Genomic DNA, 23,064 nt, shown 5'->3' on the forward strand with positions numbered 1-23,064 from the left:
CGCCTCTACGTTGCGCTGCGGCTGTTCGAACGCCGCCGCGTCGCGCGGAACGTTACCGTATCGCGATCAGATGACCACTTCGACGCTCTCGCCGGGAGGATTACCCGATACCCGTTCGGACTCAAGAGCGTTCTGAAGGATGATCACAGCGGCCGCCTGGTCGATGACAGACCTGCCCTTTCTGGACTTCACGCCCGAGGCGCGGAGCCCCTGGCCGGCCGTGACTGTGGTCATCCTCTCGTCCACGAGCCGCACCGGCACCGGTGCGACGCCGCGGGCGAGCTCCTGGGCGAAGACACGGACCTTGGCCGCCGCCGGACCCTCACCGCCGCTGAGCGAGCGCGGCAGACCGACGACGACCTCGATCGGTTCGTACTCCTCCACGAGCTGCCTCAGCCGCCGGTGGGCGGCCGGGACGTCACGTCCCGGCACGGTCTCCACCGGTGTGGCGAGGACCCCGTCGGGGTCGCACGAGGCGACCCCGATCCGGGCGTCCCCGACGTCGATCGCGAGCCGACGTCCCCTGCGCATGGCCGCCGTCACGCCCCTTCCCGACAGTTCACCCCGCCGCGGCAGCGGCTGATGTCACAGCCGCCCTCCCGGCGCAGAGGTGCGGACATCGTCGTCAGCCGCGGCCCGGCGGCCGGTCGCGCGTCGCTCACGAGACGTCGGCGACGAGGCGCTCGACGGCGTCGATGGCGTCGCCGATCGCGGCCGGGTTCTGGCCGCCGCCCTGGGCGACGTCCGGCTTGCCGCCACCGCCGCCGCCGAGGGTCTTGGCGGCCGTACGGACCAGCTCGCCGGCCTTGAGGCCGCGCTCGCGGGCGGCCTCGTTGGTGGCGATGACCGTCAGCGGGCGGCCGTTGGCGGTCGTGAACAGGGCCACGACGGCCGGGCGGTCACCGGGGATGCGACCGCGCACGTCGAGAACGAGCTTGCGCAGGTCGTCGGCGGAGGTGCCGTCGGGGACCTGGCCGGTGACCAGCGCCGTGCCGCGGATGTCCTTGGCGGACTCGGCGAGCCCGGCGGCGGCCTGGAGGACCTTCTCCGCGCGGAACTTCTCGATCTCCTTCTCGGCGTCCTTCAGCTTGCCGAGCATGGCGGCGATCTTCTCCGGCAGCTCCTCGGAGCGGCCCTTGACCAGCTCCTGGAGCTGGGCGACGACCGTGTGCTCCCTGGCGAGGAAGTTGTACGCGTCGACGCCGACGAGGGCCTCGATACGGCGCACGCCCGAGCCGATCGACGACTCGCCGAGCAGCTTCACCAGGCCCAGCTGGGCGGTGTTGTGCACGTGCGTGCCGCCGCAGAGCTCCTTGGAGAAGTCGCCGATGGTGACGACACGGACCCGCTCGCCGTACTTCTCGCCGAACTCGGCGATGGCGCCCTGCTTCTTGGCCTCGTCGATGCTCATGACCTCGGCCTGGACGTCGAGCTCGCGGGCGAGGACCTCGTTGATCTTCTGCTCGACGTCGCTGAGGACCGTGCCGGGGACGGCGGACGGCGAGCCGAAGTCGAAGCGGAAGCGGCCCGGGGAGTTCTCGGAGCCGGCCTGGGCGGCCGTCGGGCCGAGGGCGTCGCGCAGCGCCTGGTGGGTGAGGTGGGTGGCGCTGTGGGCGCGGGCGATGGCGCGGCGGCGCTTGACGTCGATGGCGGCGTGGGCGGAGGCGCCCACGGTCACCTCGCCGACCTGCACCGAGCCCTTGTGCACGGAGACGCCGGGCACGGGCTGCTGGACGTCGCGGATCTCGATGACGGCACCGGTGTCGAGCCTGATCCGGCCCTGGTCGGCGAGCTGGCCGCCGCCCTCGGCGTAGAACGGTGTGCGGTCGAGGACGACCTCGACCTCGTCGCCCTCGGAGGCGGCCGGCGACGGGACGCCGTCGACGAGCAGTCCGACGATGGTCGACTCGCCTTCGGTGTGGCCGTATCCCGTGAACTCGGTCGAGCCGGCGGTGTCGGCGACCTCGCGGTAGGCGGAGAGGTCGGCGTGGCCGGTCTTCTTGGCCTTGGCATCGGCCTTGGCCCGCTCCCGCTGCTCCTTCATCAGCCGGCGGAAGCCGTCCTGGTCTACGCTCAGGCCCTGCTCGGCGGCCATCTCCAGGGTCAGGTCGATCGGGAAGCCCCAGGTGTCGTGGAGCAGGAAGGCCTTGTCGCCGGAGAGGACGGTCGAGCCGGCGCTCCTGGCGTCGGTGACGGCGCCGTCCAGGACGTTCGTCCCGGCGTTCAGCGTCTTGAGGAAGCGGGTCTCCTCGGCGAGGGCGACGGTCTCGATGCGCTTGCGGTCGGTCTCCAGCTCCGGGTACTGCTGGCCCATGGTCTTGATGACCACGTCGACGAGGGCGCCGACGACCGGCTCGGTGGCACCGAGCATGCGCATGTTGCGGATGGCGCGGCGCATGATGCGGCGCAGCACATAGCCGCGGCCCTCGTTGCCGGGGGTGACTCCGTCGCCGATGAGCATCACGGACGTGCGCAGATGGTCGGCGACGACGCGCAGGGAGACGTCGCCGGCATCGGTGGCGCCGTAGCGGACGCCGGTGAGCTCGGTGGCCTTGTCCATGACGACGCGCAGGGTGTCGGTCTCGTACATGTTGCGAACGCCCTGGAGGATCATGGCGAGGCGTTCGAGTCCGAGACCGGTGTCGATGTTCTTGCTCGGCAGGTCGCCGAGGATCTCGAAGTCCTCCTTGCCGGTGCCCTCGCCGCGCTCGTACTGCATGAAGACCAGGTTCCAGATCTCCACGTAGCGCTCGTCGTTGACGGCGGGGCCGCCCTCGGCGCCGAACTCCGGGCCGCGGTCGTAGTTGATCTCCGAGCACGGGCCGCAGGGGCCGGGGACGCCCATGGACCAGAAGTTGTCCTTCTTGCCGAGGCGCTGGATGCGCTCGGCGGGGACGCCCACGACCTCGCGCCAGATGCGCTCGGCCTCGTCGTCGTCGAGGTAGACGGTGATCCAGAGCTTCTCCGGCTCGAGACCGTAGCCGCCGTCCGCCACCGGGGAGGTGAGCAGCTCCCAGGCGAGCTTGATGGCGCCTTCCTTGAAGTAGTCGCCGAAGGAGAAGTTGCCGCACATCTGGAAGAACGTGCCGTGGCGGGTGGTCTTGCCGACCTCTTCGATGTCGGGCGTGCGCACGCACTTCTGCACACTGGTGGCGCGCGGGTACGGCGGCTTGACCTCGCCCAGGAAGTACGGCTTGAAGGGGACCATGCCCGCGGGGACCAGGAGCAGAGTCGGGTCGTCCGCGATGAGCGACGCCGAAGGCACGACGGTGTGCCCGCGCTCCTCGAAGAAGCTCAGCCAGCGGCGGCGGATTTCAGCCGACTCCATCAGTGGTCCTCATTCCGGTCGTACGAGTGCTTCTTGTCCAGCATCCCGTAGTGCTTCTTGTCCTGCTTCTGGTTTTCGCGGCGGCCTTCGAGGGCGGCCACGCGCCGCTGCGGCGGGAGCCCATGGCGAGGGGGTGCCTCGATGCCCAGGGCCTCGCCGAGCTCGGTCTCGCGCTGGACCATTCCGGCCCTGACGTCGAGGGCGAAGTCCTTGAGGCGGTGCCCGGTCTCGATCGCCTTGTCGGCCGCCTGGGCGGCCAGGCTCTCCGGCGCCAGCTGCCTGAGCTTGCGGTTGACCTTGGTGGTGGCCCACACGCCGACGGCGGCGCCCGCGGTGAACCAGAACGTACGGCGGAACATCGCAGGCTCAGCCCTTCTGCTTGCGGCGCCTGGGTGCCGGCACGGTGCGGCCGACGACGACGGTGCGCCGGACCCGCGCGGGCGGCTCGTCGGTCTTGTCGCGGCTCATCGCCCGGCGGACGCCGTAGCCGAAGGCCGCGACCTTGACGAGCGGGCCCCCGAAGGTCGAGGCGACGGTGGTGGACAGCGCCGACGCGTTGGAGGTGACCTCCTGGACGTCGGAGGCGATCGCGTCAACCCGGTCGAGCTGGGTCTGCGCGGATCGGACGGTCGCCGAGGCGTCCGCCAGCAGGGGCACGGCCTGCTCCGTCACGTCCGCCACCAGCTTGGTGGTCGCCCTGAGCGTCTGGGCCAGCCTCACCAGCACCACGGCGAGGAAGGAGACCAGGATCGCCCAGAACACGGCCACCAGGATCCCGGCAACCTCTCCACCGGTCACGCTGCACCGCTCTCTGCCGTCGATGGGCCTTCGAAAAGTCGTCCTCCGACCCTATCGCGCCAGAGGTCGCACCCTGTACCGGATCGGTGGCCGCGCCCCGGAGGCGAAGCCCTGGAACGGCACAGGGGCGTTGCGCAAGCCGATTGTACGGACTGCTCACGGCTCGGTACGCTCCGTGTCCCATGCGACGGAGCAATCTTCCGGCCGAACTGGGTGCGTTCGTGGGGCGCGAGGACGAACTGGCCGAGCTGGAGCGCCTCCTGGCGGGCTCCCGGCTGGTGACGCTGGCCGGGGCGGGCGGCGTCGGCAAGTCCCGGCTGGCCCTCCGCATCGCGACCGGGCTGGAGAAACGCTACTGCGACGGGGTGCGGCTCGCGGAGCTCTCCACGGTGCGCGACCCCTCCCTGCTGGAACACACGCTCGCCGAGGCGCTCGGACTGACCGATCACACCAGCAGAGCTCCGCGCGAGATGCTCGCCGGCCATCTCGCCGAGCGCCAACTCCTGCTCGTCCTCGACGGGTTCGAGCAGATCGTCGACGCCTGCGCCACGCTCGTACGGGAACTGCTGCGCGAGGCCCCTGGTCTGCGGGTGTTCGCCGTGGGCCGCCGCCCGCTGCGGGTCGCGGGCGAGGCCCTGCTGCCCCTCGCACCGCTGCCGGAGGACGACGCCGTGCGGCTCTTCGCGGACCGGGCCACCGCCGCGGCGCCCGGTTTCCGCCTCGCTGACGGCAACCGGGAGGCCGTACGGGAGCTGTGCCGCCGCCTCGACGGCATTCCGCTGGCGCTGGAGCTGGCGGCGGGGCGGCTGCCGGTCCTCTCCGTCGACGAGGTACTGCATCGGCTCGACGACCGGTTCCGGCTGCTGACCGGCGGCGCGCGGGGCGAGCTTCCGCGCCACGGGACGCTGCGGACGGCGATCGGCTGGAGCCATGAACTGTGCACCGCGCCGGAGCGGCTGCTCTGGGCGCGGCTCTCGGTCTTCGCCGGACCGTTCGACCTGGAGGCGGCCGAGTATGTCTGCGGCGGCGCCGGGCTGCCCGCCGAGACGGTCCTCGATGTGCTCGGCGAACTGCTCGCCCAGTCCGTCGTGTACCGGGAGGACACACCTGCCGGGGTGCGCTACCGGATGCTGGACACAGTGCGCGCGTACGGCGCCGAGTGGCTCGGCGCGATGGGCGACACGGAGCGGATGCGGCGCAGGCACCGCGACTGGTACACGGGACTCGCGACATGGTGCGAGCTCGACTGGTTCAGTCCGCGCCAGGCCGAGGTCGCCGCCTGCGCGGACACCGACCTGCCGAACCTCCGGGCCGCGCTGGAACTGTGCGTGGAGAGCGAGGGCGAGATCCACCTCGCCCAGTACCTCGCGGGCACGCTGTGGTTCTTCTGGGTCGGCTGCGGCCGGCTCGCCGAGGGGAGGCACTGGCTGGAGCGCGCGATGGCCGCGGATTCCGCAGCCGCCGGGAGCCGTGAGGTGACCGGGAGCCGTGAGGTGGCCGGGGTCCACGAGCCCGCGGCCGGCGCCCCCGAGCACCACGGCGACGTCAGGCTCAAGGCCCTGTGGGTGCTCGGCTACGTCGCGATCCTCCAGGGCGACGACACGGCGGCGGTCGGCGCGCTGCACGAGTGCGCCGAGACAGCAGTCCGTACGGGAAACCGGCTGGCGGCGGCCTACTCCACCCATCGGATGGGCTGTCTGGCGCTCCTCGGCGACGACATGGAGCGCGCCGAGGAACTGCTGCGCGCCGCGCTCGCCCAGTACCGGGAGCTCGGGGAACTCAACAGCAATGTGCTGATGGGCCAGGTCGAGCTGGGCATGTCACTGGTGTTCCAGGGGGAGCTGACGGCGGCCGTCGCGCTCTGCCAGGAGGTACGCGAGATCTGCGTGGAGCGCGGCGAGCGCTGGACCCGTGCGTATGCGCTGTATGTGCTCGCGTACGCCTGCTGGACCCGCGGGGACCACCGGGAGGCGAGGGAGCTGCTGGCCGAGTGCATCAGGATCGACCACGCCTTCCGGGATCTGGTCGGTCTGGTCCTGGCGATCGAGCTGCTGGCGCTGGTGACGGCGAGCCAGGGGGATCCGGCTGAGGCGGCGGTGCTTCAGGGCGCGGCGGCGCCGGTGTGGGACACGGTCGGGCTGCCGCTGTTCGGCTCGGGCTATTTCAGCGCTCCACGTGCCCTGTGCGAGCAGGAGGCGGGCGAGGTCCTGGGCACGGCGGAATATGACGCGCGTCTGCGGGAGGGCCGGGAGCTGTCGCTGGACGCGGCCGTGGAGCGGGCCCTCGGCTGGCACGAGGAGCACGCGTCCGGGGTGCCCGCGCCGCGCGCCACGCGCCGGCAGCCGGCTCGGGAAACGCGAGAGCCCGCCGGCTCCCCCACCGGAAAAGGTGGGGAAGCGGCGGGCTGAAGCACACCCGGGGACTCGCTCCGGGAACGCTCGGAGAGCGGCTACGCCAGGATCAACGGGCGTAGTACTCGACGACGAGCTGCTCGTCGCAGATCACCGGGATCTCCTTGCGGTTCGGCTCCCGGTCCATGCGGAAGGCGAGCGCCTTGAGGTTGACCTGCAGGTAGCGCGGGGTCTCGCCGTCGGGCGCGTAGCCACCCTCACGGGCGACCTGGAAGGGGTACTTCTCGCGGGAGCGCTCGCGCACCGTGACGACGTCGTCCGGACGGACGCGGAAGGACGGCTTGTCGACCTTGCCGCCGTTCACCTCGATGTGACCGTGCACGACCATCTGGCGAGCCTGGTAGATCGTGCGGGCGATACCGGAGCGGAGCACCAGGGCGTCGAGACGGCGCTCGAGCTCGATGATCAGCGCCTCACCGGTCTTGCCCTGGACCTTGCTGGCGCGCTCGTAGGCGCGGACCAGCTGGCGCTCGGACACGTCGTACTGCGCGCGAAGGCGCTGCTTCTCGAGCAGACGGACCTTGTAGTCCGAGGTCTGCTTGCGGCCACGGCCGTGCTCACCCGGCGGGTAGGGGCGAGCCTCGAAGTACTTGACGGCCTTCGGCGTCAGGGCGATACCGAGAGCACGCGACTTCTTGACCTTGGGTCGCGACTGGTTCACGGGGAACCTACCTCCATGTAAGTTAGGTGAGCCTTACCTTATTCGAGGAGGACGTAATGTCTCGACCACATGGGATCCCCCTGCCCAGTGCGCATCGCAGTTCGGACGACTTGAAAAAAGCGAAGTCCGCTTACGACGACGATGAGCAAGGTCAGCCGCGTCCCAGGGAAGGCGCTCGACAGCCCACCATGGCCGAGCGCGTACGAACCCTCGTTGAGTACAACGCCTCAGTATCCCTCACGCTGCCGGGTGCTCGCGACCACGGTCCCGGCTTCTGGGAGCCCGCCGCCCGCACCGTCACCCCCGAGGGTGACGTCGTGCTGCTTGTCCCGTGGGATTCTCCCACCGCCAGGGCCGCCGCCTACGCCCAGGACGACGACCTGACCTGCGTGATGGAGATCACGGACGTCGCCCCGGTCGCCATGCGCCAGCGGATCCGCGGCCGGGCCTGGCTGGCCGGCTGGCTCACGGCCGTGCGCAACGAGGACCGCGACCGCTGCGTCGAACTGCTCGCGGAGCGGCACCCCGTGCAGGCGGTGCTGGAGAGCGACGGCGACCGGCCCGCGTGGATGCCGGTACGGCTGGAGGTCGGCGAGATCTCCGTCGACGATCTGTGGGGCACCGGCTGCGTGGAGCCCGAGGAACTGGCCCGTACGGAGCCGGATCCGATCGCGCGGCACGAGGCCGAGCTGCTCCAGCACCTGCACTCCGCACACAGCGACCAGGTGCGCGGACTGTGCACGCTGCTCGGCGACCGGGCCGCCGGGGCCGAGGTCCACGCGGCGGTGCGCGACGTGGTGCCGGTGGCGCTGGACCGATTCGGATTGCGGGTGCGCCTCACCGAGGCCGACCGGCGGACGTTCGACGCGCGCTTCGACTTCCCCGAGCCGGTGCGGGACACGGGAGAGCTGCGGCACGCGATGCACACGCTCTTCGCGGCGGCGATGGGCTGAGGGCCGCGAGGCGGCCCCGGCCCCTCGGCTGCTTCAGCCCTCGTCGCCGCGCAGGCGGCCGCGGACCTTCTCGACCACGTCCGCGTAGCGCGCCTCCGCCCCGTAGCGCGTCGGCTCGTAGTAGCGCTTGCCGTGGATCGCGTCCGGCGCGTACTGCTGAGGGGCGATCGCGCCCGGCACGTCGTGCGGATAGACATAGCCCTGGGCGTGGCCCAGCTTCGCCGCGCCCTTGTAGTGGCCGTCGCGCAGATGGGGCGGCACGGGACCCGCCAGGCCACCCCGGACGTCCGCGAGGGCGGCTCCTATCGCGGTCGTCGCCGCGTTCGACTTCGGGGCGAGGGCGAGCGCGATCGTGGCGTGGCTGAGGGTCAGCGCGGCCTCGGGGAAGCCGATCATGGCCACGGCCTGCGCGGCGGCGACGGCCGTCGGCAGGGCCGTCGGGTCGGCGAGGCCGATGTCCTCGCTGGCCGAGATCATCAGACGCCGGGCGATGAACCTCGGGTCCTCCCCCGCCTCGATCATCCGCGCCAGATAGTGCAGCGCCGCGTCCACGTCGGAGCCGCGGATGGACTTGATGAGCGCGCTCGCCACGTCGTAGTGCTGGTCGCCGTCGCGGTCGTACTTCACCGCCGCGCGGTCGACCGTCTCCTCGACGGTCGAGAGGGAGATCTCCTGCTCCGACTTGGCCAGCGCGGCCCCCGCGGCCGCTTCGAGCGCGGTCAGCGCGCGCCGGGCGTCGCCTCCGGCGATCCGCAGCAGATGGGCCTCGGCGTCGTCCGGCAGGGTCACCGCACCGCCGAGGCCGCGCTCCTCGGTGAGCCCCCGCCGCAGCAGACCGCGCACGTCGTCGTCGGTGAGCGGCTCCAGGGTGAGCAGGAGCGAGCGGGAGAGCAGCGGGGAGATCACCGAGAAGTACGGATTCTCGGTGGTCGCGGCGATGAGCGTCACCCACCGGTTCTCGACCGCCGGGAGCAGGGAGTCCTGCTGGGCCTTGCTGAAGCGGTGGATCTCGTCCAGGAAGAGGACGGTCTCCTTACCGAAGCCGCCGACCGCGCGACGGGCCCCGTCGATGACGGCCCGGACCTCCTTGACGCCCGCGGTGATCGCGGACAGCTCGACGAAGCGCTTGTTCGTCGCCTTCGACACGACATGGGCGAGGGTCGTCTTGCCCGTGCCCGGCGGGCCCCAGAGGATCACGGACGAGGCCCCCGCGGGCCCGCCGCTGCCCTCGCCCACCAGGCGGCGCAGCGGCGAACCGGGCTTGAGCAGATGCCGCTGCCCGACGACCTCGTCGAGGGTGCGCGGGCGCATCCGGACGGCCAGGGGACTCGCCGAGGGGTCCTTCTCCTGGCGTTCTTCGGCGGCTGCGGTAAAGAGATCGGGCTCCACGCCATGAAGCCTAGGTCAGGCCACTGACAACGCGGACGGCACCGTCCGCATGGCCGCCAGCGTTCGCACAGCCGGCACGGTCCGCACAGCCGGCACGGTCCGCACGGCCGGCACTGTCCGCGGCACGGCCCGCTTCTGTCAGCCGATCCAGAAGTCCCACCAGCGGGTCAGGATGAGCATCCCGATGATCCCGGTGTGCAGGACGGGCAGGACCCAGGTGAACTCGGCGAGGAAGCTCTTCGCCCAGTCCGGCGCCGGCAGCAGGCCCTTGCGGATGTTGTGCGAGGTCACGTACCAGAACATGAAGATCGTGGCGACCCAGGCCAGGCAGCACCACAGGCACAGCGCGTTGATGTTGTACAGCGACTGGTACTGGAGCCAGGTGCAGAACCCGACGCCGAAGAGCGTGCCGGCGTTGAACGTCAGCCAGTACCAGCGGCGGAACCGGGCCCCGGCCAGCAGGCTCATGCCGACGCAGATGACGACGGCGTACGCGGCGAGGCCGAGCATCGGGTTGGGGAACCCGAAGGCGGCGGCCTGGTCGCTCTCCATGACGTTGCCGCAGGAGACGACCGGGTTGAGGCTGCAGCCGGGCGTGAAGGTCGTACCCGCGACCTTGGCCTCGAGGATCTTGAACTTGTCGATCGTGATGACCCAGGAGGCCAGCAGTCCGGCAGCGCCGGTGACCACGAGCAGCCAGGCGAAGGCCCGGCCCGCTCCCACCGTGCCGCGGGCGCTCTCCGCGTCCTGGCCGGAGGACACACCGTCAACCGCTGCTGTCGTCATATCGCCGTTCCGTGATTCGTTCGGTCGCTGCTGGGGGCACGGTCATTCTGCCGCAAGGCGGCACGTGTCCGCCGTTCGATGGACATAAGGAGGGCCCGGCCGTCCGCCGGCCGGGCCCCTGCACACCACCGTGGCACCGCCACCGGACGCCGTGCCGTACGTCAGGCGAGCCGCGCCCTGAGCTCCTCGACCACCGCGTCCAGGGCGACCGGCGCCTGCTCCCCGGACTGCATGTCCTTGAGCTGCACCACGCCCTCGGCGAGATCGCGCTCGCCGGCGACGAGCGTGAACCGCGCGCCGCTGCGGTTCGCGCTCTTCATCGCGCCCTTGAGGCCCTTGCCCCCGTACGCGAAGTCGGCCGCGACCCCGGCCCTGCGCAGCCGGGTGACCACGCCGAACAGCACCCGGCGCGCCTCCTCGCCCAGCGGGACCGCGAACACACTGGTGCCGGCGGGCAGTTCGAGCGTGATGCCCTCGGCCTCCAGCGCCAGGACCGTACGGTCCACGCCCAGCGCCCAGCCGACCGACGGCAGCGCGGGCCCGCCGATCATCTCGGAGAGGCCGTCGTAGCGGCCGCCGCCGCCGACCGCCGACTGCGAGCCGAGACCGTCGTGGACGAACTCGAAGGTCGTGCGCGTGTAGTAGTCGAGCCCGCGCACCAGCTTCTCGTCGTCCTCGTAGGCGACCCCGGCCGCCGTCAGCAGCTCGCGGACCTCCTCGTGGTACGCCTTGCAGGCGTCGCACAGGTAGTCGCGCAGCAGCGGCACGCCCACGAGCTGCTTCTGGACGCTGTCGCGCTTGTCGTCGAGGACCCGCAGCGGGTTGATGTCGACGCGGCGCAGGGTGTCCTCGTCGAGGTCGAGCCCGCGCAGGAAGCCCTGGAGCGCGTCACGGTAGACGGGACGGCACTCCTTGTCGCCGAGGGAGTTCAGCAGGATGCGGAAGTCGCTGAGGCCCAGCGAGCGGTACGCCTGGTCGGCGAGGATGATCAGCTCGGCGTCGAGCGCCGGGTCCTCGGCGCCGATCGCCTCGGCGCCGACCTGCGAGAAGTGCCGGTAACGGCCCTTCTGCGGGCGCTCGTAGCGGTAGTAGGAGCCCGAGTACCAGAGCTTGACCGGGAGGTTGCCCGCCTTGTGCAGGTTGGCCTCCAGGGCCGCGCGCAGCACGGAGGCGGTGCCCTCGGGGCGCAGGGCGAGCCTGTCGCCGCCCTTGGTCTCGAAGGCGTACATCTCCTTGGTGACGATGTCGGTGGACTCGCCGACACCGCGCGCGAACAGCTCGACGTTCTCGAAGCCGGGGGTCTCGATGTAGCCGTAGCCGGAGTTCCGCAGCGGCGCGGCGATCGCCTCGCGCACCGCCAGGTACGTCGCGGAGTCCGGCGGGATCAGGTCGTACGTGCCCTTGGGGGCCTGGAAGGTACTCACGGAAGGTCTCGTCACATTCCTCGTCGGGGAGCGGTCGTGCCGTCTCCCTGGCCGGCGGCCACCTCGCGCAGATACGGGTTGGCGGCGCGCTCGCGGCCGATGGTCGTCTGGGGGCCGTGGCCGGACAGCACCACGGTCGAGTCCTCGAGCGGCAGGCACACGCGGGCCAGCGAGTCGAGCATCTCGGCCATGTCACCGCCGGGCAGGTCGGTGCGTCCGATGGAGCCGGCGAAGAGCAGATCGCCCGAGAAGAAGACCGGCGGAATGTCTGCGGCCTCGGGCAGGCTGAAGGTCACCGACCCCTTGGTATGGCCGGGCGCGTGCGACACGGTCAGCTCCAGACCGGCCAGCTTCAGCGCGGCGCCGTCGGTCAGCTCGTGGACGTCGTCCGGCTCCCCCACGGTCAGCTCGCCCATGAGCGGCATCCCGATGGAGCGGCCGAGGGCCTTCTCCGGGTCGCTCATCATGTACCGGTCGGCGGGGTGGATCCACGCCGGTACGTCATGGGCCCCGCACACCGGGACGACGGAGGCGACATGGTCGATGTGGCCATGGGTGAGCATCACGGCGACGGGCTTGAGCCGATGCTTCCTGAGCGTCTCCTCGACTCCCTGGGCGGCCTGGTGGCCCGGGTCGATGATCACGCACTCCTCGCCTGCGGCCGGGGCGACCAGGTAGCAGTTGGTCCCCCAGGCCCCTGCGGGGAACCCGGCAATAAGCACGATCGTCCTCGGTATGTCGTCCGACGGGGTTGTCGCTGTGATGTTGCTGTACCGAATTGCAACAGGTCAGAGCCTACCGGCGCTGCTCATTTCACAGCCAACCCGTATACGGTACGGGCAAACCGGCCGGACGGATCACACCGGCGACGCACACCAGACACGTACAGCGAGGAGAAGACCCGGTGGTCAGCAGCGATCAGCGGCGGCGCCAGCTCGCCAGGGAAAAGTTCGAGCGGCAGCAGCGGCGCAGGGAGGACGCCCGCACGAAGGCCAAGCGCCGCAACATGGTCATCGCGGCGTCGCTCGCCGTGGTGCTTGCGGCGGGCGCGGCGGCGTACGCCTCGGTCGGACTGTCGGACGGCGACTCCGCCGACTCCGCGGCCGACTCCCCCTCGGCACCCCCGAGCCAGAGCGAGAGCAGCACGCCGGAGCCGGCGATGGCCGTCGACAAGAAGGCCAAGTACTCGATGCAGCTCAAGACCAACCAGGGCGACATCGCGGTGGCGATGGACGCCGCGAAGACCCCGCGCACGGTCAACTCGTTCAAGCACCTCGCGGACAAGGGCTTCTTCGACAGCACGAAGTGTCACCGGCTCACCACGGACGGCATTTTCGTCCTGCAGTGCGGCGACCCCAAGGGCGACGGCACCGGCGGTCCCGGGTACACGATCCCGGACGAGAACCTGACCGGGCTCGGCAAGGCCGGTGCGGACGGCATGGTGACGTACAAGGCGGGCACGGTGGCGATGGCCAACACCGGCCAGCCGAACAGCGGCGGGAGCCAGTTCTTCCTCGTCTACAAGGACAGCAAACTGCCGCCCGGGTACACGCCGTTCGGCACGCTGGACGCGAAGGGCCTGAAGGTCGTCAAGGACGTGGCGGCGGCCGGCGTCGACGGCGGTGCCACCGACGGGGCTCCCAAGAAGGCCGTCACCATCGACAAGGCGACGGTCAGCAAGGGATGACCCGGCGAATTCGGCGGCGCCGAGTGCGGACAGCCGGGCGGCCGGTCGCCTAGATTGGCGTTGTGCAGCGTGGTCTGGATTCGCGCTGAAGAGGACGGGCGAGGCCCGTCCGGGAAACTGTGGACGATGCCCGGGGGGCACACCCCTCGCAGGCATCATGTGGAGGAGGCGCTGTGAGCAGCGACCCGTGGGGCCGCGTCGACGAGACGGGCACCGTGTACGTGCGGACTTCCGAGGGCGAGCAGGTCGTCGGATCGTGGCAGGCCGGTACTCCCGAGGAGGCACTGGCTTACTTCGAGCGCAAGTACGAGGGCTTGGTTGTCGAGATCGGCCTCCTCGAGAAGCGGGTGAAGACCACCGATCTGTCGGCCAAGGACGCGACGGCCGCCATCGAGCACATCCGTCACCAGCTCGACGAGCACCACGCCGTGGGTGATCTCGACGCGCTGCGCAAGCGCCTGGACGCGCTCGTGGCGACGGTCGACGCTCGCCGCGAGGAGCGCAAGGCGCAGAAGGCCAAGCAGACCGACGAGGCCAGGCACGCCAAGGAGGCGCTGGTCACGGAGGCGGAAGAGCTGGCGCAGAGCGAGCAGTGGCGGTCGGCCGGTGAGCGGCTGCGCGCGCTCGTGGACACCTGGAAGGGCCTGCCCCGGCTCGACCGGAAGTCCGACGACGAGCTGTGGCACCGCTTCTCGCACGCCCGCTCGGCGTTCTCCAAGCGCCGCAAGGCCCACTTCGCCTCGCTCGACGCGCAGCGTGAGGTGGCGCGGCAGACGAAGGAGCGGCTGGTCGCGGAGGCGGAGTCGCTGTCCGGTTCGACGGACTGGGGGGCCACGGCCGCCCGTTACCGCGAGCTGATGGCGGAGTGGAAGGCCGCGGGTCGCGCCCAGCGCGAGCACGAGGACGACCTGTGGAACCGCTTCCGCGGCGCCCAGGACATCTTCTTCGCCGCCCGCAGCGGTGTCTTCGCCGAGCGTGACGCGGAGCAGACGGAGAACCTGAAGCTGAAGGAAGAGCTCGCGACCGAGGCCGAGAAGCTGGTGCCCGTGACGGATCTGAAGGCGGCACGTGGTGCCTTCCGCTCCATCAACGAGCGCTGGGAGGCCATCGGCCACGTCCCGCGTGACGCCCGCCCGAAGGTCGAGGGCCGGATGCATGCGGTGGAGCGGGCGATCCAGGAGGCCGAGGAGGCCGAGTGGCGCCGCACCAACCCGGAGGCGCGGGCACGCGCCGCGGGTCTGACGGGTCAGCTGCAGGCCGCGGTCGACAAGCTGCGCGGGCAGATCGACGCGGCGCGGGCGGCGGGCAACAACGCGAAGGCGGACAAGCTCTCCAAGGAGCTGGAGGGCCGCCAGGCTCTGCTGGACCAGGCCCTGAAGGGTCTGGAGGAGTTCGGCGGCTGACGGCGGCCGCGTACGCCGAAGGCCCGGCACGGGGTTCCCGTGCCGGGCCTCGGTGTGTCCGGGGGTTCGGACTCGGTGCCTCCGGGCACCGGGGGTCCGGACTCGGTGCATCCCGGGGCCCGGACTCGGTGCGTCCGGGACTCGGTGCATCCAGAGCTGCGGACCTCGGTGCGTCCAGAGCTACGGACCTCGGTGCGCCCGGGGGCGCCGGAACCGCTCGCGGAGCCTCTGTCGCTGTCGCTACGGCCGGCGCGCCGACGTCACGCGGTACACGTCGTAGACGCCCTCCACGCCCCTGACCGCCTTCAGGACGTGGCCCAGGTGTTTGGGGTCGCCCATCTCGAAGGTGAAGCGGGAGGTCGCGACGCGGTCGCGGGAGGTCTGGACGGCCGCCGAGAGGATGTTGACATGCTGGTCGGACAGGACTCGCGTGACGTCCGACAGCAGCCGGGACCGGTCGAGCGCCTCGACCTGGATGGCGACCAGGAAGACCGACGACTGGGTCGGCGCCCACTCGACGTCGAGGATCCGCTCGGGCTGCTGCGAGAGCGAGTCGACGTTGACGCAGTCCGCGCGGTGCACCGACACACCGGAGCCCCGGGTGACGAAGCCGATGATCGGGTCGCCGGGCACGGGCGTACAGCAGCGGGCGAGTTTCACCCAGACGTCCTCGACGCCCTTGACGACGACACCGGGATCGGCGGCGGCACGCCGCTTGCGGCCCCGCCCGTGCGACGGCGGGACGGACTCGGCGATGTCCTCGGTCGCGGCCTCCTCGCCACCGAGGGCCTGGACGAGCTTCTGCACGACGCCCTGGGCGGCGACATGGCCCTCGCCGATCGCCGCGTACAGCGAGGAGATGTCGGGGTAGCGCATCTCGTGCGCGAGCGTCACCAGCGAGTCGCCGGTGAGGATCCGCTGGATCGGCAGGTTCTGCTTGCGCATGGCCCGCGCGATCGCGTCCTTGCCCTGCTCGATCGCCTCGTCCCGGCGCTCCTTGGAGAACCAGGCGCGGATCTTGTTCCTCGCCCGGGGGGACTTGACGAAGCCGAGCCAGTCGCGGGAAGGGCCGGCGCCGGTCGCCTTGGAGGTGAAGACCTCCACCAGGTCGCCGTTGTCCAGGGTGGATTCGAGCGGTACGAGCCGTCCGTTGACACGGGCGCCTATCGTCCGGTGGCCGACCTCGGTGTGGACGGCGTACGCGAAGTCGACGGGGGTCGCGCCCGCGGGGAGCGCGATGACGTCGCCCTTCGGCGTGAAGACGAAGACCTCGTTGCGCGACAGGTCGAAGCGCAGGGATTCCAGGAACTCGCCCGGGTCCTCGGTCTCCTTCTGCCAGTCGAGCAGCTGCCGCAGCCACGCCATGTCGTTGATGGCGTCCTTGTCCTTGCCGGTCGCCTTGGGGAGGTCCGTACGAACCTTGGAGGCGCCGGCGACGGCTTCCTGCTTGTACTTCCAGTGCGCGGCGATGCCGTACTCGGCGCGGCGGTGCATGTCGAACGTGCGGATCTGGAGCTCGACGGGCTTGCCGTTGGGGCCGATGACCGTCGTGTGCAGCGACTGGTACATGTTGAACTTCGGCATCGCGATGTAGTCCTTGAACCGCCCCGGGACCGGGTTCCACCGGGCGTGGACGGTGCCGAGCGCCGCATAGCAGTCGCGGACGGTGTCGACGAGGACACGGATGCCGACCAGGTCGTAGATCTCCGCGAAGTCACGGCCGCGGACGATCATCTTCTGGTAGACGCTGTAGTAGTGCTTCGGCCGGCCGGTGACGGTGGCCTTGATGCGGGCGGCGCGCAGGTCGGACTGGACCTCGTCGGTCACTATGGCGAGGTACTCGTCGCGCTTGGGGGCGCGCTCGGCGACGAGCCGCACGATCTCGTCGTACATCTTGGGGTAGAGGATCGCGAAGGCGAGGTCCTCCAGCTCCCACTTGATGGTGTTCATACCCAGCCGGTGGGCCAGCGGGGCGTAGATCTCCAGGGTCTCGCGGGCCTTCTTCTCCTGCTTCTCCCGCTTGAGGTAGCGCATCGTGCGCATGTTGTGCAGGCGGTCGGCGAGCTTGATGACCAGGACGCGCGGGTCCTTGGCCATGGCGACGACCATCTTGCGCACGGTCTCGGCCTGCGCGGCCTCGCCGAACTTGACCTTGTCCAGCTTGGTGACGCCGTCGACGAGGAGGGCGACCTGGTCGCCGAAGTCGCGGCGCAGTGTGTCCAGGCCGTACTCGGTGTCCTCGACGGTGTCGTGCAGCAGCCCGGCCATCAGCGTCGCCGGGTCCATGCCGAGCTCGGCGAGGATGGTGGTGACGGCGAGCGGATGCGTGATGTACGGGTCGCCGCTCTTGCGCTTCTGGCCGCGGTGCCAGCGCTCGGCGACCTGGTAGGCCCGCTCGATCTGGCGCAGCGTCGCGTTCTCGATCTTGGGGTCGTTGCCGCGGACGATCCGCAGGAGGGGCTCCAGGACGGGGTTGTACGGGCTGGAGCGCTGCACGCCGAGCCGGGCGAGACGGGCACGGACCCGGTTGGACGAGCCGCCGGAGCGTGCCGGGGCCGCAGGCGCGGGCTTCGGTCCGGAGACGGGTGCGGGGGCGGGGGCCGGTGCGGGGGCCGGACCGGGCGCGCGCTCGGGCGCCGCCGCGGGCCGCTGATCCGCGGACTGCTTCTCGGGCGCGACGGAGTTCGCCACAGCCTTCTGGGCCTGCTGCTCGGGCTGCGCGGTCGCGGGCTGGGCCTCGTCTGGCAAGAGCGCTCCTCGTGCGGATCCGGGTCCCCCGGTCAGGCCCGTACAGGCCATGGTATCGATCCCGGGCGTTCACCTCGCCCCGGGACGGGGACTGTGGACAACGCGAAACGGGCACCCGGTGTTCCGGATGCCCGTTCCTTCGTGCCCGCGGGCGCGGCTCAGACCGTGATCAGGGAGTCCAGCGGAGCACCCCGCAGGGCCGGCTCCAGGCGGGCGCGCCCGCCGAGGAAGGCCAGCTCCATGAGGATCGCGACCCCCGCGACCTCGGCGCCCGCCCGGCGGATCAGCTCCAGCGAAGCCTCCGCGGTTCCGCCGGTGGCGAGGACGTCGTCGATGACCATGACGCGGTCGTCCGCGCCCAGGTCCTCGGCATGCACCTCGATCTCGGCGGTCCCGTACTCCAGCTCGTACGCCTGGGACAGGGTCGCTCCGGGGAGCTTGCCCGCCTTGCGCACGGGAATGAAGCCGACCCCGGCTTTGACCGCGACGGGCGCGGCCAGGATGAAGCCGCGCGCCTCCAGGCCGACGACCTTCGTCGCGCCCTGGCGCACGCACAGCTCCGCGAGGGTCTCGGTCAGCACCGTGAACGCGGCCGGGTCCGCGAGCAGCGGGGTGATGTCCTTGAACATCACGCCGGGCTTCGGATAGTCCGGCACGTCACGGATGCGGCTGAGCAGCAGTTCCCGCGCGGCGCCGGTCATCGGCGCTTCCCCGGGGCCCGGCCGCTCCGGCGCTGGCCGACGACGGCGCCCGCGGGGGCGGCGTCACGCGGTGCGTCGTCGCCCGCTCCTGCGGCCGACTCCTCGTCGGGGTCCCCGCCCCTGGCGGCCGCGGCGGCACGCTTGGCGAGGACCCGCTTCTTCAGGGCCTTCATCTGCGGCTCGCGCTCCTTCAGGTCGGCGACCAGCGGAGTGGCGATGAAGATCGACGAGTACGCACCGGCGGCGAGACCGACGAACAGCGACAGCGAGATGTCGTTGAGCATGCCCGCGCCGAGGAAGCCGCCGCCGATGAAGAGCAGGCCGGCGACCGGCAGCAGCGCCACGACCGTGGTGTTGATCGAACGGACGAGGGTGCTGTTGATCGAGCGGTTGGCGATCTCGCTGTAGGTCCAGCGGGTCTGCTTGGTGATGTCCTTCGTGCCTTCCTTGAGGCTGTCGAAGACGACCACCGTGTCGTACAGCGAGTAACCGAGGATGGTCAGCAGACCGATCACCGTGCCCGGGGTGACCTCGAAGCCGACGAGGGCGTAGATACCGACCGTGATCGTGATGTCGTGGATGAGGGCCACGAGCGCGGCGATCGCCATTCTCCATTCGAAGGCGATGGCCAGATAGATCACGACAAGGAGCATGAAGACGCCGAGACCGGTCCACGCCTTGTTGGCGATCTGCTCACCCCAGCTGGGGCCGACCAGCTCCGCGTTGATCTGGTCCCGGGGGATGTCCAGGTCCTCGGCGAGCTGCGCTCCCACCTTGTTGGCCGCGGCGGTGTCGAGCTCGCTGACCTGGATGCGCAGCGTGTCGTTGCCCAGCTTCTGGACGATGGCCTGGTGGCCGGAGGCCTCCTGCGCGTACTCCTGGGCCTGGGTGACGGACACGGTCGTCTTCGGGGTGGTGAAGACGGCGCCGCCCTTGAACTCGATGCCCATGTTGAGACCCCGCACCGCCAGGCCGACGATGGCCGTGATGGTGATCAGGATCGAGATGCCGTACCAGATCTTCCGCTTGCCGATGAAGTCGTAGCCGACCTCGCCGCGGTAGAGCCTGGCGCCGAGAGTGCCGAGACGCGACATCTCACGCCTCCTTCGGGTCGATGGGGGCGGAGACACGGCGCGAGCGGCGCAGCGGCGGCTTGGCGCCCAGGCGCTGCGGGTCGAGGCCTGACCAGGGATGACCGCTCGCGAAGAACTTGGTGCGGGCGAGAATCGTCATCAGCGGCTTGGTGAAGAGGAACACCACGACGACATCGAGCAGGGTCGTGAGGCCGAGCGTGAACGCGAAGCCCTGGACCTTGCCGACGGTGACGATGAAGAGCACCGCGGCGGCGAGGAACGACACGAAGTCGGAGACCAGGATCGTGCGCCGGGCGCGCGGCCAGGCACGCTCGACGGCCGGGCGCAGTGTGCGGCCCTCGCGGATCTCGTCCCGGATGCGCTCGAAGTAGACGATGAACGAGTCGGCGGTGATACCGATGGCGACGATGGCACCGCAGACGGCCGGCAGGTTCAGCGCGAAGCCGATGGCAGGGCCGAGCAGGGACATCAGCGTGTAGGTGAGGATCGCCGAGACCAGGAGGCTGAGCAGGGCCACGATCGACAGACCGCGGTAGTAGGCCAGCAGGTAGATCACGACGAGCGCGAGGCCGATGGCGCCCGCGATGAGGCCCGCCTTGAGCTGCTCGCCACCGAGCGCCGCGGTGACGGTGGTGACGCTCTGCTGCTCGAACGTCAGCGGGAGCGCACCGTAGGACAGGATGTTGCCGAGGTCCTGGGCGGACTGCTGGTCGAAGTCACCGGAGATCTCGGCGCTCCCGCTGAGGGTCTGGTTGACCTGCGGGGCGGAGACGACCTCGCCGTCGAGCACGATCGCGAACTGGTTCTGCGGCGAAGGCTGCTGCGACAGCTTGCCGGTGATCTGCGAGAACTTCTTCGAGCCGGCGCTGGTGAACTCCATCTGGACGATCCACATGCCGCGCTGCGGGTCGAGCACGCCCTTGGCGTCGTCGACGTCCTTGCCGTCGACCTCGGCAGGGCCGAGGAGGTACTTCGCGTCGCCCTCGGTGGAACAGGCGACGGTCGTGTCGGCGGGCTTGGCGCCCTTGCCTGCGTTGGCGCGGGCGGTCGGGTCGAGGCAGTTCAGCGTGGCGAACTGCTGCTCGGCCGCGGCCGCGGCAGGGTCGGGCGCGGGGGCCGACGGGCTCGGGGACGCCGCGGGGTTGCCCGCGGCGGAGCCGGTCGGGGTGGGCGACGGCGCCTTGAGCGCGTCGCTGACGGCGCGGCCCTGTGTGGTGGGGCTGGCGGTGGGCGTGCCGGACGGGGCGGTCGCCTTCTCATCGGCCTTGTCGGTCGGGGAGGCGCTCGGCGAGCCGCTCGGGCTGGTGCTGCCGGAGGGCTCCGGCGTCGCCGGGCCGCCGGCCGCGACGTTCAGCACCGGGCGGAAGTACAGCTGGGCGGTGGTGCCCACCTGCTTCTGGGCCTGCTCCGAGTCCGTCCCCTTGGGGATGTTGACGATGATGTTCTCGCGGCCCTGGGTCTGGACCTCGGCCTCGGAGACACCCAGGCCGTTGACACGGCGCTCGATGATGCCGACCGCCGTGTTCATGTTGGTCTCGTTGACCGCGCTCTCCTGGCCCGGCTCGGCCTTGGCCTGGAGCGTGATCGTCGTACCGCCGGCGAGGTCGATGCCCAGCCGGGGGGTCGTATGTCCGGACCAGAACATCCCGCCGACCAGCGCTGCCATGACGACCAGCAGCAGCGCCAGGGTACGTCCTGGCTTGCTCTGGCCCGCCGGCGCTCTCCGGCCCTTGTTCGGTGCTGCCACCTTCTCGTTTCTCCCTGTCCAACCGCCCCGCGCCGGGTGTGCGACGGGCGGCCACGAAGTGTTGTGGGGACCTGCCCCCGCGGAAGAAGTCGGCACGCACCGGGGACCGCGTACGCCGGTGGGCGCGACGCGGTCCCCGGTAGCGGCTACTTCGCGTCGGTGTCGCCGTCGCTCTTGTCGTCGCCCTTGGCGTCCTTGGCGTCCGTGGTCCCGGCGTCGCCGGCCTCGGCGTCGGCCTCGTCCTTCTTGCCGAGGTCGATCTTGGCATCCTTGGCGTCGCTGTCGTCGGCGGCACCCGCGTCGGTCAGCGAGGAGGCGTCGTCCGGCACGATCGGCGTGTCGCTCTTCAGGGCGTCGTCGTCACCCTCGCCGTCGCCGTGCACGATGCGGTTGTACTCGTCGTCCTCGAGGACGGCACCGATGGCGTTCTTGGCGAAGATGAGGTGCACGCCGGGCGCGGCCTCCAGGAGGACCGTGTCGTCGTTCACCTCCTTGACCGTGGCGTAGAGACCGCCGATGGTGCGGACGCCGGTGCCGGGCTGCAGCTGGTTCCGCATCGACACCGCCGCCTGCTGCTTCTTCTTGGCGGAGCGGGTCATCAGGAACATGGCCCCGATGAGCACGATGAAGGGGAGGAGGACAGTGATATCCACGGGACGGAATTCCTTCGCACGACCGCGGTGAGAAGCGGCCTGGTCTACGGGGGTGGGCACGCCGACCGAGACGGGCGGCATCGGCGGAGTCTAAGCGAGTCCGCATCGATGGAACAACGCCCAGCATCGCACCCTGGTTCCCGGCCGGGCGACCCTCCGCGCCGTCACGTCCCGAACAGCCCCTGTTGTCCCCCGGCACCCGCGCCGTTCGCTCCCCCGCCGTGCTGCGGGGGTACGAGGCCGAGATGCGCCCAGGCCGCGGGCGTCGCGACCCGGCCGCGTGGGGTGCGGGCGAGCAGCCCTTCCCGTACGAGGAAGGGCTCGGCGACCTCCTCGACGGTCTCCCGCTCCTCCCCCACGGCCACGGCCAGGGTCGACAGGCCGACGGGACCGCCGCCGAAGAGCTTGAGGAGCGCCTGGAGCACGGCGCGGTCGAGCCGGTCAAGCCCGCGGCCGTCCACCTCGTACACCCCGAGGGCCGCGGCGGCGATCTCACGGGTGATCCGGCCGTCCGCTTTGACCTGGGCGTAGTCCCGGACGCGGCGCAGCAGCCGGTTGGCGATACGGGGCGTGCCGCGGGAGCGGCCGGCGATCTCGGCCGCGCCGTCGGCGTCGATGACGAGATCGAGCAGCCGGGCCGAGCGGTGGATGACGCGCTCCAGCTCCACGGGCTCGTAGAACTCCATGTGGGCGGTGAAGCCGAAGCGGTCCCGCAGGGGCGGGGGCAGCAGTCCGGCCCTGGTCGTGGCCCCGACCAGGGTGAACGGCGGAAGTTCGAGAGGGATGGCGGTGGCTCCTGGACCCTTGCCGACGATGACGTCGACGCGGAAGTCCTCCATCGCCATGTAGAGCATCTCCTCGGCGGGCCGGGACATCCGGTGGATCTCGTCGAGGAAGAGGACCTCGCCCTCCTGGAGCGAGGACAGGATCGCGGCGAGGTCGCCGGCGTGCTGGATGGCGGGGCCGCTGGTGATGCGGATGGGGGCGCCCATCTCCGCCGCGATGATCATGGAGAGGGTGGTCTTGCCGAGCCCGGGCGCCCCGGAGAGCAGGACGTGGTCGGCGGTGGCGCCGCGCGCGAGGGCCGCCTTGAGGACGAGGTCGAGTTGCTCGCGCACGCGCTCCTGGCCGACGAACTCGTCCAGCGACTTGGGCCGCAGGGCGGCCTCGACGGCCTGGTCCTCGCCGTCGGCGGACGCGCCGACGAGCCGGCCCTCTGCGGCGGCTTCGGCGTCGGTCGGGGATGCGGTGTCGTCCCAGTTCACAGTGGATGGCCTCGGG

Annotated in this window: 19 protein-coding genes; 4 read left to right on the forward strand and 15 right to left on the reverse strand. The window is 70.9% G+C overall.

The genetic code is table 11. From position 1 onward, the window contains the following. Positions 1-66 precede the first annotated feature (66 nt). From ruvX to KK483_RS04750, 4 genes are all read right to left on the reverse strand, one after another. A complete protein-coding gene (gene ruvX / locus KK483_RS04735) occupies positions 67-531 on the reverse strand; it encodes a Holliday junction resolvase RuvX (RefSeq protein WP_262003950.1) in 465 nt (154 codons plus the stop codon). 127 nt (positions 532-658) lie between these two features. Next, positions 659-3,328, reverse strand: coding sequence for an alanine--tRNA ligase (alaS, locus tag KK483_RS04740; protein WP_262003951.1), 2,670 nt, complete (start codon positions 3,326-3,328; stop codon positions 659-661). Beyond that, the gene (locus tag KK483_RS04745; RefSeq protein WP_262003952.1) at positions 3,328-3,687 is read right to left on the reverse strand and encodes a hypothetical protein; all 360 of its coding nucleotides are present in this window, start codon (positions 3,685-3,687) and stop codon (positions 3,328-3,330) included. The genes alaS and KK483_RS04745 overlap by 1 nt, the downstream gene beginning before the upstream one ends. 7 nt (positions 3,688-3,694) lie before the next feature. Beyond that, positions 3,695-4,126 (reverse strand): DUF948 domain-containing protein, encoded by a 432-nt coding sequence (locus KK483_RS04750; RefSeq protein ID WP_242332948.1) that lies wholly within the window; start codon positions 4,124-4,126, stop codon positions 3,695-3,697. Positions 4,127-4,308: 182 nt separating this feature from the next. Between KK483_RS04750 and KK483_RS04755 the strand changes: the two genes are divergently transcribed. Continuing rightward, positions 4,309-6,534: a tetratricopeptide repeat protein gene (locus KK483_RS04755; RefSeq protein WP_262003953.1), complete on the forward strand. Its 2,226-nt coding sequence runs from the start codon at positions 4,309-4,311 to the stop codon at positions 6,532-6,534. A gap of 52 nt (positions 6,535-6,586) precedes the next feature. Here the strand turns inward: KK483_RS04755 and rpsD are convergent, their stop codons facing one another. Next, positions 6,587-7,198 (reverse strand): 30S ribosomal protein S4, encoded by a 612-nt coding sequence (rpsD, locus tag KK483_RS04760; protein WP_262003954.1) that lies wholly within the window; start codon positions 7,196-7,198, stop codon positions 6,587-6,589. Positions 7,199-7,386: 188 nt separating this feature from the next. Here rpsD and KK483_RS04765 point away from each other — a divergent pair, with 188 nt between their 5' ends. Continuing rightward, positions 7,387-8,151, forward strand: coding sequence for a DUF2470 domain-containing protein (locus KK483_RS04765; RefSeq protein WP_262003955.1), 765 nt, complete (start codon positions 7,387-7,389; stop codon positions 8,149-8,151). 33 nt (positions 8,152-8,184) lie between these two features. Here the strand turns inward: KK483_RS04765 and KK483_RS04770 are convergent, their stop codons facing one another. From KK483_RS04770 to KK483_RS04785, 4 genes are all read right to left on the reverse strand, one after another. After that, on the reverse strand, positions 8,185-9,540 hold the full coding sequence (locus tag KK483_RS04770; RefSeq protein ID WP_262003956.1) for a replication-associated recombination protein A: 1,356 nt from the start codon (positions 9,538-9,540) through the stop codon (positions 8,185-8,187). A gap of 138 nt (positions 9,541-9,678) precedes the next feature. After that, positions 9,679-10,326, reverse strand: coding sequence for a vitamin K epoxide reductase family protein (locus tag KK483_RS04775; protein WP_262003957.1), 648 nt, complete (start codon positions 10,324-10,326; stop codon positions 9,679-9,681). A 161-nt stretch (positions 10,327-10,487) separates the two neighbouring features. Further along, the gene (gene hisS, locus KK483_RS04780) at positions 10,488-11,750 is read right to left on the reverse strand and encodes a histidine--tRNA ligase (protein WP_262003958.1); all 1,263 of its coding nucleotides are present in this window, start codon (positions 11,748-11,750) and stop codon (positions 10,488-10,490) included. Between the two features lie 11 nt (positions 11,751-11,761). Then, positions 11,762-12,472, reverse strand: a complete 711-nt coding sequence (locus KK483_RS04785) for an MBL fold metallo-hydrolase (RefSeq protein WP_262003959.1) — start codon at positions 12,470-12,472, stop codon at positions 11,762-11,764. A gap of 182 nt (positions 12,473-12,654) precedes the next feature. Here KK483_RS04785 and KK483_RS04790 point away from each other — a divergent pair, with 182 nt between their 5' ends. Both KK483_RS04790 and KK483_RS04795 read left to right on the forward strand, forming a co-directional pair. Further along, positions 12,655-13,437 carry a peptidylprolyl isomerase gene (locus KK483_RS04790; RefSeq protein WP_262003960.1) on the forward strand — a complete coding sequence of 261 codons (783 nt, stop codon included), beginning with the start codon at positions 12,655-12,657 and terminating at the stop codon, positions 13,435-13,437. 173 nt (positions 13,438-13,610) lie between these two features. Continuing rightward, complete coding sequence (locus KK483_RS04795) at positions 13,611-14,840, forward strand: DUF349 domain-containing protein (protein ID WP_262003961.1); 1,230 nt, start codon at positions 13,611-13,613, stop codon at positions 14,838-14,840. Positions 14,841-15,080: 240 nt separating this feature from the next. On the opposite strand, the gene KK483_RS04800 is transcribed toward KK483_RS04795, so the two are convergent. The 6 genes from KK483_RS04800 to ruvB all read right to left on the reverse strand — a co-directional run bounded on the left by KK483_RS04800 (position 15,081) and on the right by ruvB (position 23,048). Beyond that, positions 15,081-17,588 (reverse strand): bifunctional (p)ppGpp synthetase/guanosine-3',5'-bis(diphosphate) 3'-pyrophosphohydrolase, encoded by a 2,508-nt coding sequence (locus KK483_RS04800; protein WP_262003962.1) that lies wholly within the window; start codon positions 17,586-17,588, stop codon positions 15,081-15,083. A 158-nt stretch (positions 17,589-17,746) separates the two neighbouring features. Further along, a complete protein-coding gene (locus KK483_RS04805; RefSeq protein ID WP_262003963.1) occupies positions 17,747-18,289 on the reverse strand; it encodes an adenine phosphoribosyltransferase in 543 nt (180 codons plus the stop codon). Continuing rightward, positions 18,286-19,383, reverse strand: coding sequence for a protein translocase subunit SecF (secF, locus tag KK483_RS04810; protein WP_262003964.1), 1,098 nt, complete (start codon positions 19,381-19,383; stop codon positions 18,286-18,288). The genes KK483_RS04805 and secF overlap by 4 nt, the downstream gene beginning before the upstream one ends. Position 19,384: 1 nt before the next feature. Further along, the gene (secD, locus tag KK483_RS04815; protein ID WP_262003965.1) at positions 19,385-21,130 is read right to left on the reverse strand and encodes a protein translocase subunit SecD; all 1,746 of its coding nucleotides are present in this window, start codon (positions 21,128-21,130) and stop codon (positions 19,385-19,387) included. A 146-nt stretch (positions 21,131-21,276) separates the two neighbouring features. Further along, positions 21,277-21,783, reverse strand: a complete 507-nt coding sequence (gene yajC, locus KK483_RS04820) for a preprotein translocase subunit YajC (protein WP_262003966.1) — start codon at positions 21,781-21,783, stop codon at positions 21,277-21,279. Positions 21,784-21,947: 164 nt separating this feature from the next. Continuing rightward, a complete protein-coding gene (gene ruvB / locus KK483_RS04825; protein ID WP_262003967.1) occupies positions 21,948-23,048 on the reverse strand; it encodes a Holliday junction branch migration DNA helicase RuvB in 1,101 nt (366 codons plus the stop codon). Positions 23,049-23,064 lie beyond the last annotated feature (16 nt).

Origin of the sequence: Streptomyces sp. FIT100, assembly GCF_024584805.1 — a bacterium.
Lineage (GTDB): Bacteria > Actinomycetota > Actinomycetes > Streptomycetales > Streptomycetaceae > Streptomyces.